Source organism: Streptomyces sp. CB09001 (assembly GCF_003369795.1).
GTDB lineage: Bacteria > Actinomycetota > Actinomycetes > Streptomycetales > Streptomycetaceae > Streptomyces.
In genome coordinates this window covers 864,814-880,306 of sequence record NZ_CP026730.1, presented here as the reverse complement: position 1 = coordinate 880,306, position 15,493 = coordinate 864,814, and the positions used below count along the sequence as shown (strand labels likewise).

The window sequence follows — 15,493 nt, the reverse complement described above, 5'->3', positions numbered from 1 at the left end:
ACGACGTGGGCGAGGGGGCACGGACACGTGGAGACAGGAACGCCCCGGACGGGCGAGGCCGCCGGACAGGTGGCCGCCGGACTGGAGATCAGCCAGTGGAAGTACCTGCCCGGCGAGGCGGGCGACCCGCGGATGCACGCCATCCTCAGCGTGCGCGTGGACGGCACCGGGGGCGACGGCCACCCGGGCGGCCCGGTGCTCGCGCAGGTGCTGGTCATGGACTGCTCCAGCTCGATGACCTGGCCGGTGGAGAAGCTGCACGCGGCCCAGCAGGCGGCCGTCGCGGCGATCCGCAAGCTGCCCGACGGCACCCCGTTCGCGGTGATCCGGGGCAACGAGCAGGCGACCGTGGTGTACCCCGACACCCCGCGCATGGCCCGCGCCTCCGCCCGCACCCGGACGCGGGCGGAGCGGGCCGTGCGGGAGACGGTCGCGGGCGGCGGCACCTGCATCGGTGCCTGGCTGGACCTGAGCCGCCGGCTGCTGACGGAGCAGGACGCGCCCATCGGGCACGTCCTGCTGCTCACCGACGGCAAGAACCAGCACGACGAGCAGATGCCGCTCGCCCGGGTGCTCGACGCGTGCGCGGGCCGGTTCGTCTGCGACGCCTGGGGCATCGGTGACGGCTGGGACGGCCGGGAACTGCTGCGGATCACCAGCCGGCTGCACGGCAGCGCCTCCTCCGTGCGCGAGGAGGAGGCCCTGCCCGGGGAGTACGAGCAGCTGATGAACCGCCTGCTCACCAAGACCGTCCCCGAACTGGTCGTCTCCGTGACCGCCATGCCCGGGTGCACCGTGCGCTACCTCAAACAGGTCTTCCCCACCGAGGCGGAGCTGACCGCCGAGGACGGCACCGGCCGGTTCGTCACCCGGGCCTGGGGCGACGAGACGCGCCGCTACCAGCTGTGCCTGGCCGCCGACCCGACCGGCCGCCCGCGTGGGGAGGACCTCCAGCTCGCCGTGGTCGCCATCGAAGTACCCGGCGTACCAGGCGGCGGCGAGGTCCGGCTGCCGCCGCCGCAGCCCTGCCTGGTGCACTGGACCGACGATCCGGCCCTGTCCCGGCACACCGACGCCCAGGTCGAGCACTTCGAGCAGCACCAGCGGCTCGGCGAGGCCGTCGCCGCGGCCACCGACGCCCACCGCCGAGGACAGCGCGACCTGGCAGAACAGCAGCTCGGCCGGGCCGTGCTGCTCGCGCACGTCATGGGCGCCGACGAGCAGCTGGCCCGGCTGGCCCGGCTGGTGCGGATCGAGGACGCGTCGTCCGGCCGGGTCACCCTGCGCCCCGAGGTCACGGCCGTCGACTTCCAGCACCTGATCACCGCGAGCAGCCACAGCACCTACGGCCCCGCATCCGGCACCGGCACCGGGACCGGCTCCGGTGCGGCAGGCGGCGCGCCGGGCGGCGGGGCCGCCGTGCCCTGCCCGGCCTGCTCGCGGAAGGCTCCGGCGGCCGCCCGGTTCTGCCCGGCCTGCGGGCACCGCTTCGAGGCGCGGCCGTGAGCACCACCGGCCGGGACCTCATCCGCAGACTCAGGCTGCTGCTGGTCCTGGTGACCGCGACCACCCTCGCGCTGTTCTTCGCCTACCGCGGCGTGCACGACGACACCGTTCCGCTGTCCACCGCGAGCACGCCCGGCATCCGCGCCGTCGACACCGCGCGGAGCGCGCTGCGCCAGGCGAACGCCGTGGTCCGCGAGACCGGCGCCGAGGGCGACACCAGCGGCGAATTCCTCACCCAGGTCTCGGTAGCCCAGCAGAGCCTCGCCCTGGCCGCCTCGGAGAACGTCACCGGCCTGGCGGGCCGCCACGACGTCCAGACCGTCACCGGGCTGATCGCCGTCTACTCGGGCTGGGTGGAGCGCCGGGGCCGCGAACCGGACGGCTCACCGCTGCGCGCCGCCTTCCTCCACTACGCCGAGAAGGTCCTCGGTCTCGAGGCCGAGGCCGGAACCGAGGGCGACATCATGAGCCGCCTGGACGCCCTGCGCGGCGAACAGCTGGCCGAGGCCCGGCGGCAGGCCGCCTTCCCCTGGGAGCTGTGGCTCGGCTGGTGCACCGTCGCGGTGCTGTACGCGGCCCTGTGCGGGGCGCTGCTGGAGAGCCAGCGGTTCCTGCGGCGCCGCTTCCGGCGGCCCGTGCAACTGCGGTTGCTGGCCGCCACCGCGGTGTGCGCCGTCGGCGTGCCCGTACTGGCCTGGCAGACCGTCTCGGCCCACCGTGCGATGACCGACTCCGTCGCCGGGGTACGGGTGCCGCCGGCCGCCCCGGAGGCCGTCCCCAAGGTGGCCGACGACGTGCAGGGCGCGCTCGCGGACGCCGGGTTCTGGGCCTCGCTGTCCGACTGGATACTGCTGGGAGGGGCCGTGGTGGTGGCGCTGACGCTGTGGGGACTGTGGCCGCGGATCTCCGAGTACCGGTTCCGGGGGCAGCGATGAGCCGCCCGGGTACCCGCACCCTCGGCATCCTCTGCCTCTGCCTGGTCCTGCTCGGCGCCGGCGTGTACGCCGGGGTGCGCTGGGCGCGTGGCTGGCAGGGCTCGGTCACCCTGCTCGCCAACTGGAGCGGCACGGAGCGCGAGCAGTTCGAGGAGCACGTCGTCGAGCCGTTCGAGGAGAAGTACCGGATCGACGTCGTCTACCAGGGCAGCTCCGCGCTCAGCCAGGTGCTGGCCGCCGACATGGCGGCCGGCAACCCGCCCGACGTGGCGGTGCTGCCCGGCCCCGGCGAACTGCTCGCCTACGCCGTCGACGGCCGGCTCCACCCGCTGGACGGCCTTTTCGACGCCCGGGACTACGACCGGTTCTGGGCTCCCGAGGTCACCGTGCCGGGGCAGGGCGCCCACACGTACTGGCTGCCCGTGAAGACCGGCCTCAAGAGCATGGTGTGGTACGCCGGACCGGCACCGACGGCCGGGACGGCCGGCCCTCCCGCACGGTGGTGCGCCGGCCTGGAGTCCGGCGCGACCTCCGGCTGGCCGGGCACCGACTGGGTGGAGGACATCCTGCTCCAGCAGGCCGGCCCACGGGTGTACGAGGAGTGGGCCAACGGCAGGCTGCCGTGGACCGACGACGCCGTGCGCAGGGCCTGGACGACCTGGGCCGACCTGGTGGGCGCGGGCGACCGTGCCCGCGTCGGGCAGGTGCTGACCACCGCCTTCGACGCGGACTGCGCGCCGGGCCGCCTGGAGCACCAGGGTTCCTTCCGCGCCGGGCACTGGCGGCAGGAGGGCGGCGACCACGTCCACTCCTCCGAGGTCGTGCCCGGCGCCGGAGCAGACGCCGGCGCGTGGGAGGTCTCCGGCGACCTCGCGGCCATACTGAACCCGACCGAGGAGGCCGAGCAGCTGATCCGCTACCTCGCCGACCCGGCGACCGCGCTGCCGGAGTACACGGCGAACCGGACGGCCGCGGCCGACGGCGACCAGGACGCCACCGAGCGGGAGATCGGAGCCATCCTGCGCGAACCCGGCCGAACCCGCTGCTGGGACGCCTCCGACGCCATGCCCCGCACCACCCGCGACGCCTTCCACCAGGCAGTCCTGCGCACCTTCGCCGACCCGACCGACCTGAACACCCGCCTGCGAGAACTCGAAGCGCTCCGCAGGTCCCAGAACCTGCCGGTATGCAGCGCCGGCTGAGACGCGCCCCAAATGGGGCGCGGGGAACTGCGCGAGCAACCACGGACAACCCGCACCCGAAGAACAACCCCCACAACCCGAGGACCCATCCCCGCCCACCCCCGGAGGGCATGGCAGGCTTGGGCACATGGCCGCGCAGATCAACCCCAGCATCCTGTCCGCCGACTTCGCCCGCCTCGCGGACGAGGCCAAGGCGGTCGAGGGAGCCGACTGGCTCCACGTCGACGTCATGGACAACCACTTCGTCCCGAACCTCACGCTCGGCGTGCCGGTGGTCGAGTCCCTGGCCCGCGCGACCGACACCCCGCTGGACTGCCACCTGATGATCGAGGCTCCCGACCGCTGGGCGCCGCAGTACGTGGAGGCGGGCGCCGGCTCCGTCACCTTCCACGCCGAGGCGGCCGCCGCACCGGTGCGGCTGGCCCGCGAGATCCGGGCCAAGGGCGCCCGCGCGTCCATGGCGCTCAAGCCCGCGACGCCGATCGAGCCGTACGAGGACCTGCTCCCCGAACTCGACATGCTGCTGATCATGACGGTTGAACCCGGCTTCGGTGGGCAGGCGTTCCTCGACATCATGCTTCCCAAGATCCGGCGCACCCGTGAGCTGATCAGGAAGCACGGTCTGGAGCTGTGGCTCCAGGTCGACGGCGGTGTCTCGGCGTCCACGATCGAGCGGTGCGCCGACGCCGGCGCCGACGTCTTCGTCGCGGGGTCCGCGGTGTACGGGGCGTCCGACCCGGCCGAGGCGGTACGTGCACTGCGCACGCAGGCGGATGCGGCGACCGCCAAGGCATCCTGGTCCTGCGACCACTGAGGAACAGAAAGTGAACGGCTCCCGCCAGGGCTGATCAAGTGCGCCGAATCTGCGAGGATGAACGGCGTATCCAGAGTGTGAACAGCAGTGAGGAGATCGCCGTGTCGGGTATGTCGGCGGGCCGTTCAGCCATGCGGATGGGACCCGCTGAGCTGGTCCAGGCGGCGGCCATGGCCCGCCGCTTCTACCTCGAGGGCAAGTCCAAGATCCAGATCGCGGAGGAGTTCGGCGTCAGCCGCTTCAAGGTGGCCAGGGTTCTCGAGACCGCCCTCGAGCGGGACCTGGTGCGCATCGAGATCCGGGTGCCGGCCGAGCTGGACGCCGAGCGCTCGGACGCCCTGCGGGCCCGCTACGGGCTCCGGCACGCCGTCGTGGTGGAGTCCCCGGCCGACGCCGAGGAGACACCGGACCCGGAGAACCTGGGCGAGGTGGCCGCCGACCTGCTCGGCGAGCTGGTCAACGAGGGCGACGTGCTGGGCCTGGCCTGGGGCCGGTCGACCATCCACATGGCGGCGGCCCTCGACCGGCTGCCGCCGTGCACCGTGGTGCAGCTGACGGGCGTGTACGACGCCGGGACCGCCGAGCGCGGCTCGGTGGAGGCCGTCCGCCGTGCCGCCCAGGTGTCGGGCGGCGACGCGCACCCCATCTACGCGCCGATGCTCCTGCCGGACGCGGCCACCGCGCAGGCGCTGCGGCACCAGACCGGGATCGCCCGGGCCTTCGAGTACTTCGACAAGGTCACGGTCGCCTGCGTCTCCATCGGCTCCTGGGAGCCCGGGATCTCGACGGTGCACGACATGCTCAGCGACGAGGAGCGCGCGCACTACGCCTCGCTCGGGGTCGCCGCCGAGATGTCCGCGCACCTCTTCGACGCCGAAGGGCGCCGGGTCGGGCGGGACCTGGGGGAGCGGTGCATCACCGTCAAGGCCGACCAGCTCCGCCGTATCCCCGAGGTCGTCGCGATCGCGGGCGGGCAGCGCAAGGCGGCGGCCATCGACGCGGTGCTGCGCTCCGGCCTCGTCACCAGCCTGGTCACGGACACCTCGGCCGCGGACTACCTGATGACGGCGGGCTCGGCACCGAAGTCGACGCTCAACCGGACCGACCCCGACGGGATCTGACGGCCGATCGGCACCGGAAGCGGGAGAGAAGGGGCGCGACATGACCGAGGACCCCGCGGGACGGCTCGTGGTCACGCTGGACCTCGGCGGGGTCACGGACAAGGCGGGCCTGATGGACCGCTGCGCCCGCGACCTGGCGCTGCCCGACCGGTTCGGCCGGAACTGGGACGCGCTCGCCGACTCCCTCGCCGACCCCTCCGTCTGGCCCGTGGGCGCGGCGGACCGGGGCCTGGTCCTCGTCGTGGAGGGCTGGCGGGCGTACGCCGAGGCGCGGCCGGACGAGTGGACCGTCGCCGAGGAGGTCTTCGCCGAGGCCACCGACCGCGGCCCGGGGCTCTTCGTCACCCTCGGCCCTGGAGGATCCTCCAAGCAGGCCGCTGACCAGCCTGGATGATCTGCCCGGGGCTGATCGGCCACCCGCCGTGGGACAATGAAGTACGTGCTCTTTCCCCCTGGCTGACCTGTCCGGGGGCCACCTCTGATCGACTGGGATGTGCAGCACGTGCGTTTCCTCAATGACATCCAGCCCTCGTACGACCTGACGTACGACGACGTGTTCATGGTGCCGAGCCGCTCCGCCGTCGGCTCCCGGCAGGGCGTGGACCTCGGCTCCCCGGACGGCACGGGCACCACGATCCCGCTGGTCGTCGCCAACATGACCGCCATCGCGGGCCGCCGGATGGCCGAGACGGTGGCCCGGCGCGGCGGCCTCGTGGTCATCCCGCAGGACATCCCGATCGAGGTCGTCACCGACGTCGTCTCCTGGGTGAAGAGCCGCCACCACGTCCTGGACACCCCCATCGTGCTGGCCCCGCACCAGACCGTCGCCGACGCGCTGGCCCTGCTGCCCAAGCGCGCGCACAACGCGGGCGTCGTCGTGGACGAGGACCACAGGCCGGTCGGCGTGGTCACCGACACCGACCTGTCCGGCGTGGACCGCTTCACCCAGCTCGAGGAGGTCATGTCCAAGGACCTGATCCTCATCGACGCCGACCTGGACCCGCGCGAGGCCTTCAACACCCTCGACGCCGCCAACCGCCGCTACGCGCCCGCCGTGGACAAGGAGGGCCGCCTCGCCGGCATCCTCACCCGCAAGGGCGCCCTGCGCGCCACCCTGTACACCCCGGCCGTCGACGCGCAGGGCAGGCTCCGCATCGCCGCCGCCGTGGGCATCAACGGCGACGTGGCCGGCAAGGCCAAGCAGCTCATCGACGCCGGCGTGGACACCCTCGTCATCGACACCGCGCACGGCCACCAGGAGTCGATGATCAGCGCCGTCAAGGTGGTGCGCGACCTCGACCCGCGGGTCCCGATCGTCGCGGGCAACATCGTCTCCGCCCAGGGCGTGCGCGACCTGATCGAGGCGGGCGCCGACATCATCAAGGTCGGTGTGGGCCCCGGTGCCATGTGCACCACCCGCATGATGACCGGCGTGGGCCGGCCGCAGTTCTCCGCCGTCCTGGAGTGCGCCGCCGAGGCGAAGAAGTACGGCAAGCACGTGTGGGCGGACGGCGGTGTCCGCCACCCCCGCGACGTGGCGATGGCCCTCGCGGCCGGCGCGTCCAACGTGATGGTCGGCTCCTGGTTCGCGGGCACCTACGAGTCCCCGGGCGACCTCCAGCACGACGCCAACGGCCGCGCCTACAAGGAGTCCTTCGGCATGGCTTCCGCGCGCGCGGTGCGCAACCGCACCTCGGAGGAGTCGGCCTACGACCGGGCCCGCAAGGCGCTGTTCGAGGAGGGCATCTCCACCTCGCGGATGTTCCTCGACCCGGCCCGGCCCGGCGTCGAGGACCTGATCGACGCGATCATCGCGGGCGTCCGCTCGTCCTGCACCTACGCCGGTGCCGGCTCCCTGGAGGAGTTCGCCGAGAAGGCCATCGTCGGCATCCAGAGCGCCGCCGGTTACGCCGAGGGCAAGCCGCTGCACGCCAGCTGGAGCTGACCCGCCCCGAAGCCCGGCAGTCACGTCAGGGCGGCTTGACGTCAAGCCGTCCTGACGTGACGCTGGACGCATGACCACACCGCAGAGCATCGAGCCGCAGCACACCCTGCTGACCGCCGTGGCCCGCCTCGACGAGCTGCGCGCCCGCGAGTCCCTCGCCGGGTTCGGCAGCGACGACGAGGCCCTGGACCGCGCCCAGCTCCTCGAACTGCTCGCGCTCAGCGAGGTGGTCGCCCGCAAGGCCGCCTACGGGCGCCAACTCACCGTCCGCGCCGCCCGCGAGGCCGGTGCCTCCTGGGCGCAGATCGGAGCCGCCCTCGGCACCAGCAAGCAGGCCGCCTGGGAGGCGCACACGCGCTGGATCGACGCCCAGGAGGCCGCCCGCGGCCGGCCAGGACAGATCGGCTTCGACGCCGCGGACGCGGCCGAGGCACGCGCCGCCGCGGGCGAGCCGGACAGTCACCGACCGTCCGGCTCGTAGCGTTCGGTCCCGCCGCCCTCGGCTTCGCCCGCTGCGGGTGCCTGATCGGCGGCCCGTCCACACCGTCACCCGGGTGGTCTTCGGTGTCCGGGTGGCCGTCCGGCTCGTGTTCTACTTCGGGTACGGCCACCGCCGCCCCCGACTCGCCACACCGGACCCGCCCGGGGCCCGGACGCACCAGAAGCGAAGTGAACGACCCGCAGTGCTGAACGATCTCGACGAACGCATCGTGCACGCCCTCGCCGAGGACGCCCGCCGCTCCTACGCGGACATCGGGCAGTCGGTCGGCCTCTCCGCGCCCGCCGTGAAACGGCGCGTGGACCGGCTGCGCGCCACCGGCGCCATCACCGGCTTCACCGTACGGGTCGACCCCGCCGCGCTCGGCTGGGAGACCGAGGGGTTCGTCGAGATCTTCTGCCGCCGCAACACCTCGCCCGAGACCATCCAGCGGGGCCTCGATCGCTACCAGGAGGTCGTGGCCGCGTCCACCGTCACCGGGGACGCCGACGCGGTCGCCCAGGTCTTCGCCTCCGACATGCGGCACTTCGAGCGGGTCCTGGAGCGGATCGCCGGGGAGCCGTTCGTGGAGCGCACCAAGTCCGTGCTGGTGCTCTCGCCACTGCTGCGGCGCTCCTCGTCGGGTTCGCCCACGTAATCCGGTGGGCAGGGCGCCGCGTGCCCTCTAGCATCGGTGCCATGACCTGGCGACATTGATCCACCCGCGCCACCCGTAGCGCCTCCTCCCGAGGGCCGCCCCGGACGCCGTACCTCCGGTGTCCGATCCGCCCCCTCGGGAAGGCCTCATGACCGTCTCACCCCCGCCCTCAGCCGCGCGTGCCGCCGACGCGCCCGCAGGCACCCACCGGCTCGTGCGCACGCTGTACGCCTCGGCGTTCTGCGACGAGTTCGTCCTGCTCTACCCGGTGTACGCGCTGCTGTTCGCCGACACCGGCCTGTCCGTCTGGCAGACGGCCTCGCTGTTCGCCCTGTGGTCGCTGACCGGCGTGCTGCTCGAGGTGCCCTCCGGCGCCTGGGCCGACGCCGTCTCCCGCCGGCTGCTGCTGATCCTCGGCCCGCTGCTCACCGCCGCCGGCTTCGCGCTGTGGGTGCTCGCGCCCTCCTACGGCGCCTTCGCCCTCGGCTTCGTGCTGTGGGGCGCGGGCGGCGCGCTCGGCTCGGGCGCGCTGGAGGCGCTGGTCTACGACGAACTCGAGCGGGCCGGCGCGGCCGGCGACTACGCCCGCGTCATGGGCCGGGCCCGGGCGATCGGCATCGCCGCGACCATGTCCGCCATGGGCCTGGCCGGTCCGGTGTTCGCCTGGGGCGGCTACCACGCGGTCGGCGCCGCGAGCGTGCTGGCCTGTCTGGCCGCGGCGGCCGTGGCCACCCGTTTCCCCGAGCACCGCACTCCCTCCGGCGGCGGCGAACGCTGGTCCGCGACCCTGCGCGCGGGTCTCGCCGACGCCCGCGCCGACCGGTCCGTGCGTGGGGCGCTGCTCCTCGTACCGGCCGTGACCGCGGTGTGGGGCGCGCTCGACGAGTACACGCCGCTGCTGGCGCGCGACACCGGCGTCGCGGCCGAGACCGTGCCCTGGCTGCTGCTGGTGATCTGGGCCGGTGCCACCGCCGGCAGCCTGCTGGCCGGTGCGGCGGAGCGCCTGACGGCCAACGGGTTCGCCGCGCTGCTCACCGGTTCCGCGCTCGCCCTGGCCGTGGGGGGCCTGGCCGGCACACCGGCCGCCCTGGTCCTGGTGGCGCTCGCCTTCGGCGGCTTCCAGCTGGCGACCGTGCTGGCCGACGCCCGTCTCCAGCAGCGCATCGACGACACCGGGCGGGCCACCCTGACCTCGGTCGCGGGCCTCGGCACCGAGCTGGGCAACCTCGCCACCTACGGCGCCTACGCGGCAGCGGCCACGGCCTGGGGCCACGGCACCGCCTTCGCGCTCTCCGCGCTGCCGTACGTCCTGACGGCGCTGCCGCTGGCCGGCGCCGCCCGAACCACAGCCGCGGCTGCCGGGGCACGACGTCGAAGTCGCCGGTCCCCTTCCTGACCTTCTCGAAGGGCGCCGGCCCCACGCACCGGGGTGTCGTCCGGATCATGCCGGGTTCGCGGGGTCTGGCACGCACTCCCCACTGCCCGAAGGGCGTGGGAGGTGCCCCCAGCGGCGTTGTCGTCGGTTGTCAGCTCCCCCACGCTCGGCTGCGCTCGCGCGGGGCCCCATCGCGTTGCCGCCCTCCTCCGCCTTGCAGCTGCACGCACCAGACCCCGCTCGGTGGGCCACAAGGCACCGTCGCCTGGATCCGACCTGATCCGAACGACCGACCCGCTTCCCCTCGGCGCCGGGGAGGCCGGAGTCGGTGATGACGCCGGAGACGACGGCCACTTCACCGCCGGTCAGGAGACAGTCCACGGTTGCCTCGGCCCGCGCCCCTCACCGTTCAGGCAGTGGCTGCACTCGAAGGTCCCGGGCGCCTCCAGGGGTCCTCTTTGTCCTCGGCCGCCAGACGGGCGTCGAAGGTGAGGGTGACGTCGTCCCCCGCCGGCCGGTACGGCTTGGCGGTGCCGGCCAGGGCGGCGGCCTCCCGCGGGAGCGGACCGTCGTGCGGCTTCCCGTCGGGGCCGGCGGCGACGGGCGCGCCCGTGGTGACGGCGGTGAGCAGCGGGGCGGCGCGGAGTGCGGCGGTCGCGGTACGGCGTTTCATGGCGGTCGTCTCCCGTGGAACGAAGCCGGTGAACCGAACGGTCCCCACTGTCCCGGCGCCGCACCCGCACCACAGCCGGCCCAGGACGGGAGCCACCTCCGCCGCGCGGCGGGCAGGGCCGTCCCGGTCGGCTCCCGGGGGACGAGAACCGCACCCGCCGCACGGGGCGCAACGAATCGCCGTGGGGTGCCCGGGGCACGCAACGATCCGCTCACCGGCGCGCAACAGGTCCGTCTTGTCCGGCCGAGTCCGGCGACCGTACCGTCTATCCGACCCCTGAAGCCCCCTTGCGACCGGTGAGGAACACGCATGCGCACCGCCCTGCTCCAGAGCTCCGGCCGCCCCGGCTCCACCGCCGAGAACCTCAAGGTCCTGGACGAGGCCGCGGGCCGCGCCGCCGCCGCGGGAGCCGCGCTGCTCGTCACCCCCGAGCTGTTCCTGACCGGATACGCCATCGGCGACGCCGTCGGCGTCCTCGCCGAACCCGCCGACGGCGACGCGGCCGACGCCGTCGCGGAGATCGCCGGTCGCCACGGCCTGGCCGTCGCGTACGGCTACCCCGAGCGGGACGGCGAGCGCGTCTTCAACTCCGTCCAGCTCGTCGCCGCGGACGGCACCCGGCTCGCGGGCTACCGCAAGACCCACCTCTTCGGCTGCTTCGAGCGCGACCACTTCACTTCCGGCGAGCAGCCCGTCGTCCAGGCCGAGCTGGACGGCCTCACCGTGGGCCTGATGATCTGCTACGACGTCGAGTTCCCGGAGAACGTCCGCGCCCACGCCCTGGCCGGCACCGACCTGCTGCTCGTCCCGACCGCGCAGATGCACCCGTTCCAGTTCGTCGCCGAGTCGGTCGTGCCGGTGCGGGCCTTCGAGAACCAGATGTACGTCGCGTACGTCGACCGCGTCGGCCGGGAGGGCGAGTTCGAGTTCGTCGGCCTGTCCACCCTCGCGGGGCCCGACGGCGTCGCCCGCGCCCGCGCCGGGCGGGCGGAGGAGCTGATCCTCGCCGACGTCGACCCGGCCTTCCTGGCCGCGTCCCGCGAGACCAACCCGTACCTGAAGGACCGTCGCCCCGGTCTCTACGGCTCACTCGGCTGAGTACCGGACCGCGCGTCCCGCCACCCGTTCCACCCTTCCACCCGTGCAAGGAGTCCGTACCCCATGACGTCCACCGTGCCCAACGCGATCGAGCACGCAGCCGAGCAGCAGCCGCCGATCACCATGTTCGGGCCGGACTTCCCCTACGCGTACGACGACTTCCTCGCCCACCCGGCGGGACTCGGCCAGATACCCGCCACCGAGCACGGCACCGAGGTCGCCGTCGTCGGCGGCGGTCTGTCCGGCATCGTGGCCGCCTACGAGCTGATGAAGATGGGCCTGCGGCCCGTCGTCTACGAGGCCGACCGGATCGGCGGCCGCCTGCGCACCGTCGGCTTCGACGGCTGCGACCCCTCGCTGACCGCCGAGATGGGCGCGATGCGCTTCCCGCCGTCCTCCACCGCCCTCCAGCACTACATCGACCTGGTGGGCCTTCGGACCCAGGCCTTCCCCAACCCCCTCGCCGAGGCCACGCCGTCGACCGTCGTCGACCTCAAGGGCGAGTCGCACTACGCCGAGACGCTCGACGACCTGCCGCAGGTCTACCGGGACGTGGCCGACGCCTGGGCGAAGTGCCTCGAAGAGGGCGCCGACTTCACCGACATGAACCGCGCCCTGCGCGAGCGAGACGTCCCGCGCATCCGCGAGATCTGGTCGAAACTGGTCGAGAAGCTCGACAACCAGACCTTCTACGGCTTCCTGTGCGACTCCGAGGCATTCAGGTCCTTCCGGCACCGCGAGATCTTCGGCCAGGTCGGCTTCGGCACCGGCGGCTGGGACACCGACTTCCCCAACTCCATCCTGGAGATCCTCCGCGTCGTCTACACCGAGGCCGACGACCACCACCGCGGCATCGTCGGCGGCTCCCAGCAACTGCCGCTCCGACTCTGGGAGCGCGAGCCGGAGAAGATCGTCCACTGGCCGTACGGCACCTCGCTGAAGTCCCTGCACGCGGACGGCGAACCCCGTCCGGCCGTGACCCGGCTGAACCGCACCGCGGGCAACCGCATCACCGTGACCGACGCCGACGGCGACATCCGCACCTACGGGGCGGCGGTCTTCACCGCCCAGTCCTGGATGCTGCTCTCGAAGATCGCCTGCGACGACTCGCTCTTCCCGATCGACCACTGGACCGCGATCGAGCGCACCCACTACATGGAGTCCAGCAAGCTCTTCGTCCCGGTCGACCGGCCCTTCTGGCTCGACAAGGACGAGGTGACCGGCCGGGACGTCATGTCGATGACGCTCACCGACCGCATGACCCGCGGCACCTACCTGCTGGACGACGGCCCGGACAAGCCCGCCGTCATCTGCCTCTCCTACACCTGGTGCGACGACAGCCTGAAGTGGCTGCCGCTGTCCGCGAACGAGCGGATGGAGGTCATGCTGAAGTCGCTCGGCGAGATCTACCCGAACGTCGACATCAGGAAGCACGTCATCGGCAACCCGGTGACGGTCTCCTGGGAGAACGAGCCGTACTTCATGGGCGCGTTCAAGGCCAACCTGCCCGGGCACTACCGCTACCAGCGGCGCCTGTTCACCCACTTCATGCAGGAACGGCTGCCGGAGGACAAGCGGGGAATCTTCCTCGCCGGCGACGACATCTCCTGGACGGCCGGCTGGGCCGAGGGCGCCGTCCAGACCGCGCTCAACGCGGTCTGGGGCGTCATGCACCACTTCGGCGGGGAGACCGACGCGACCAACCCCGGACCGGGCGACCTGTACGAGGAGATCGCGCCGGTGGAGCTCCCCGGGGTCTAGGCCGGGGCCTAGACCCCGGCCGCCCGCGCCTTCTCGTAGACCTCGGCGGCGACGTCCTTGAGTTCCTCGGCGTCGCGCGTGGTGCTCTGCACGTCGATGAGGATCACGTCGAAACCGATCTCGGCGTGCGCGGCCAGGTCCTCGACGATCTGGTCGACGCTGCCCTGGAAGGGGCGGCGGTCGGAGCCCTCGTAGTGCGCCGCGCCGTAGCGGGTGTTGACCCGCAGCACCGTCCGGATGGGCTTCGTGCGACCCCGCTCGGCGGCAAGTTCCCGCAGTTTGCGCAACTGCGCGGCGACGGCCTCGGCACCGATGCCGGTCGGCAGCCAGCCATCGGCGTGGTCGACCAGGCGACGCCGGGCCCGGCCGCTGTCGCCCGCCGCCAGCAGGACGGGGATCGGCCGGGCGGGTTTGGGACCGACCACGGCGGACGCGATCTTCGTGACCTCCCCGTCGTACACCACCGGATCGGGCCCCCAGACCGCGCGGCACACCCCGATCAGCTCGTCGAGGGCGGCGCCGCGCTCGGCGAACGGCCGTACGGACGCCGCCGCGTACTCGTCGTGCGACCAGCCGGTACCGAAGCCCGCCACCACCCGGCCGCCGCTCGCCGCGTCCAGCGTGGCCAGCGACTTGGCCAGCTGGAAGGGGACGTGCAGCGGGGCGACCAGCACGCTCGTGCCCAGCCGGGCCCGCTCGGTGACCGCGGCGGCGAGGGCGAGGGTGACCAGCGGCTCCGCCACGCCCCGGTACGTGTCCGGCCAGGGCAGGCCCTCGATGCCGTAGAGCCCCTGGGTCGCGGGCTCCGGGAACAGGGCGCGCTCGAACACCCACAGGCTCTCGTAGCCCATCCGTTCCGCCGCGCGCGCCACGTCGGGGACGTCCTTGCCGATGTCGTACTGCCGCATCTGAGGGAGGCCGAGTCCGAGCCGGGTCGTCATACCGGGGTGCTCCTTCGCAGTCGGGGTGCGATGTCGCCCATGGTTCCCACCAGGTTGCCCATGGGACCCAACAGTTTCAACGTACAGCGACCGCACGGGTGTTCCGGGACCGCACACGCGAGAACCGGCCGGTCAGTCCGGCAGCGGTGTGAGCAGCATGCGGCCCGCGAAGCCCACCGCGGCGTCGAGTCGTACGGTGAACTCCCCGGCGACGTCCGGCAGCCGGCGCAGCGCCCACAGCGCGCGGGCCGCCGCCCAGGTGGCCTCGCGGGCGCGGTCCAGGCTCCAGGAACCCAGCAGATGGGTCAGCGGGTCGGCGATCTGCAGGAGGTCGGGACCCGGCATCAGCTCGTCGCGGATGCGCTCCTCCAGCGAGACGAGGAGATCACCCACGCGGTCGAACTCGTCCTCCAGGTCGACGGGTTCGCAGCCGAGCGTACGACAGGTGTCCACCACGGCCAGCGCGAGGTCGTGGCCGATGTGCGCGTTGATGCCCGCCAGCGCGAACTGCAGCGGCCGTACCCCGGGATGGCGGCGGAACTGGAACAGGGGGCGCCAGCAGGCGGGCGGACGGCGGTCCTCCGCCGCCGCGTCCACGGCGGCCAGATAGCGCTCCGCGAACCGCACGTCCAGCGCGGTCGCGGCCGAGGCGTCCGCGAACCGGCCGCCGTCGATGTGCCGGTCCACGGCCGCCGTGACGGCGAGGTAGACGCGGTTGAATACCGCCACTCCGTCCCGGGCCGGCAGCGCGGTGTCGAGGGCGCGCATCCGGGACAGGACGGTGTCCACCGTCAAGGCGGCCGTCGGGACTTGCTCGCAGTGCGCCATGGCCGCAGCGTCGCAGCTTTAGGCTGACGGCGGTGCCGGCGGGCCCGACGCTTCCCCAGAACGGGGGAACGCGCCCGCCGCGCGGGGGAGGGGGACCGTACGTGTCAGGCCGTCGTGCCCGGCGTCGGGCTGCTCGCAGGGCCGGGCGCAGGGGTGCC

General features: G+C 73.2%; 15 protein-coding genes. 12 read left to right on the top strand and 3 right to left on the bottom strand.

The features are described from left to right. Positions 1–27 precede the first annotated feature (27 nt). The 10 genes from C4J65_RS04075 (at position 28) to C4J65_RS04030 (ending at position 10,055) form a co-directional block, all read left to right on the top strand. Positions 28–1,506: a VWA domain-containing protein gene (locus tag C4J65_RS04075; protein ID WP_115741140.1), complete on the top strand. Its 1,479-nt coding sequence runs from the start codon at positions 28–30 to the stop codon at positions 1,504–1,506. Then, positions 1,503–2,441: a hypothetical protein gene (locus tag C4J65_RS04070; protein WP_115741139.1), complete on the top strand. Its 939-nt coding sequence runs from the start codon at positions 1,503–1,505 to the stop codon at positions 2,439–2,441. Before C4J65_RS04075 ends, C4J65_RS04070 begins: the two co-directional genes overlap by 4 nt. After that, the gene (locus C4J65_RS04065; protein WP_115741138.1) at positions 2,438–3,643 is read left to right on the top strand and encodes an extracellular solute-binding protein; all 1,206 of its coding nucleotides are present in this window, start codon (positions 2,438–2,440) and stop codon (positions 3,641–3,643) included. Before C4J65_RS04070 ends, C4J65_RS04065 begins: the two co-directional genes overlap by 4 nt. 127 nt (positions 3,644–3,770) lie before the next feature. Next, positions 3,771–4,457 (top strand): ribulose-phosphate 3-epimerase, encoded by a 687-nt coding sequence (gene rpe / locus C4J65_RS04060; protein WP_115741137.1) that lies wholly within the window; start codon positions 3,771–3,773, stop codon positions 4,455–4,457. A gap of 77 nt (positions 4,458–4,534) precedes the next feature. After that, the gene (locus C4J65_RS04055) at positions 4,535–5,578 is read left to right on the top strand and encodes a sugar-binding domain-containing protein (RefSeq protein ID WP_087810377.1); all 1,044 of its coding nucleotides are present in this window, start codon (positions 4,535–4,537) and stop codon (positions 5,576–5,578) included. A 40-nt stretch (positions 5,579–5,618) separates the two neighbouring features. Then, positions 5,619–5,972: a barstar family protein gene (locus C4J65_RS04050; protein ID WP_115741135.1), complete on the top strand. Its 354-nt coding sequence runs from the start codon at positions 5,619–5,621 to the stop codon at positions 5,970–5,972. Positions 5,973–6,080: 108 nt separating this feature from the next. After that, complete coding sequence (locus C4J65_RS04045) at positions 6,081–7,523, top strand: GuaB1 family IMP dehydrogenase-related protein (protein ID WP_162833006.1); 1,443 nt, start codon at positions 6,081–6,083, stop codon at positions 7,521–7,523. Positions 7,524–7,593: 70 nt separating this feature from the next. Then, positions 7,594–8,004 (top strand): hypothetical protein, encoded by a 411-nt coding sequence (locus C4J65_RS04040; protein WP_115741133.1) that lies wholly within the window; start codon positions 7,594–7,596, stop codon positions 8,002–8,004. A gap of 202 nt (positions 8,005–8,206) precedes the next feature. Further along, positions 8,207–8,659 carry an Lrp/AsnC family transcriptional regulator gene (locus C4J65_RS04035; protein WP_115746290.1) on the top strand — a complete coding sequence of 151 codons (453 nt, stop codon included), beginning with the start codon at positions 8,207–8,209 and terminating at the stop codon, positions 8,657–8,659. A gap of 148 nt (positions 8,660–8,807) precedes the next feature. Next, entirely contained in the window at positions 8,808–10,055 is a 1,248-nt protein-coding gene (locus C4J65_RS04030; RefSeq protein WP_115741132.1) for an MFS transporter, read from the top strand. Positions 10,056–10,443: 388 nt separating this feature from the next. Here the strand turns inward: C4J65_RS04030 and C4J65_RS35980 are convergent, their stop codons facing one another. Further along, complete coding sequence (locus C4J65_RS35980) at positions 10,444–10,707, bottom strand: hypothetical protein (protein WP_346265860.1); 264 nt, start codon at positions 10,705–10,707, stop codon at positions 10,444–10,446. Positions 10,708–11,016: 309 nt separating this feature from the next. Here C4J65_RS35980 and C4J65_RS04020 point away from each other — a divergent pair, with 309 nt between their 5' ends. Next, positions 11,017–11,805: a carbon-nitrogen hydrolase family protein gene (locus C4J65_RS04020; RefSeq protein WP_115741131.1), complete on the top strand. Its 789-nt coding sequence runs from the start codon at positions 11,017–11,019 to the stop codon at positions 11,803–11,805. Positions 11,806–11,868: 63 nt separating this feature from the next. Beyond that, positions 11,869–13,566 (top strand): NAD(P)/FAD-dependent oxidoreductase, encoded by a 1,698-nt coding sequence (locus C4J65_RS04015; RefSeq protein WP_115741130.1) that lies wholly within the window; start codon positions 11,869–11,871, stop codon positions 13,564–13,566. Between the two features lie 8 nt (positions 13,567–13,574). Here the strand turns inward: C4J65_RS04015 and C4J65_RS04010 are convergent, their stop codons facing one another. Continuing rightward, positions 13,575–14,507, bottom strand: coding sequence for an LLM class F420-dependent oxidoreductase (locus tag C4J65_RS04010; RefSeq protein WP_115741129.1), 933 nt, complete (start codon positions 14,505–14,507; stop codon positions 13,575–13,577). A gap of 132 nt (positions 14,508–14,639) precedes the next feature. Further along, complete coding sequence (locus tag C4J65_RS04005) at positions 14,640–15,335, bottom strand: DUF5995 family protein (RefSeq protein WP_115741128.1); 696 nt, start codon at positions 15,333–15,335, stop codon at positions 14,640–14,642. Between the last annotated feature and the right edge of the window lie 158 nt (positions 15,336–15,493).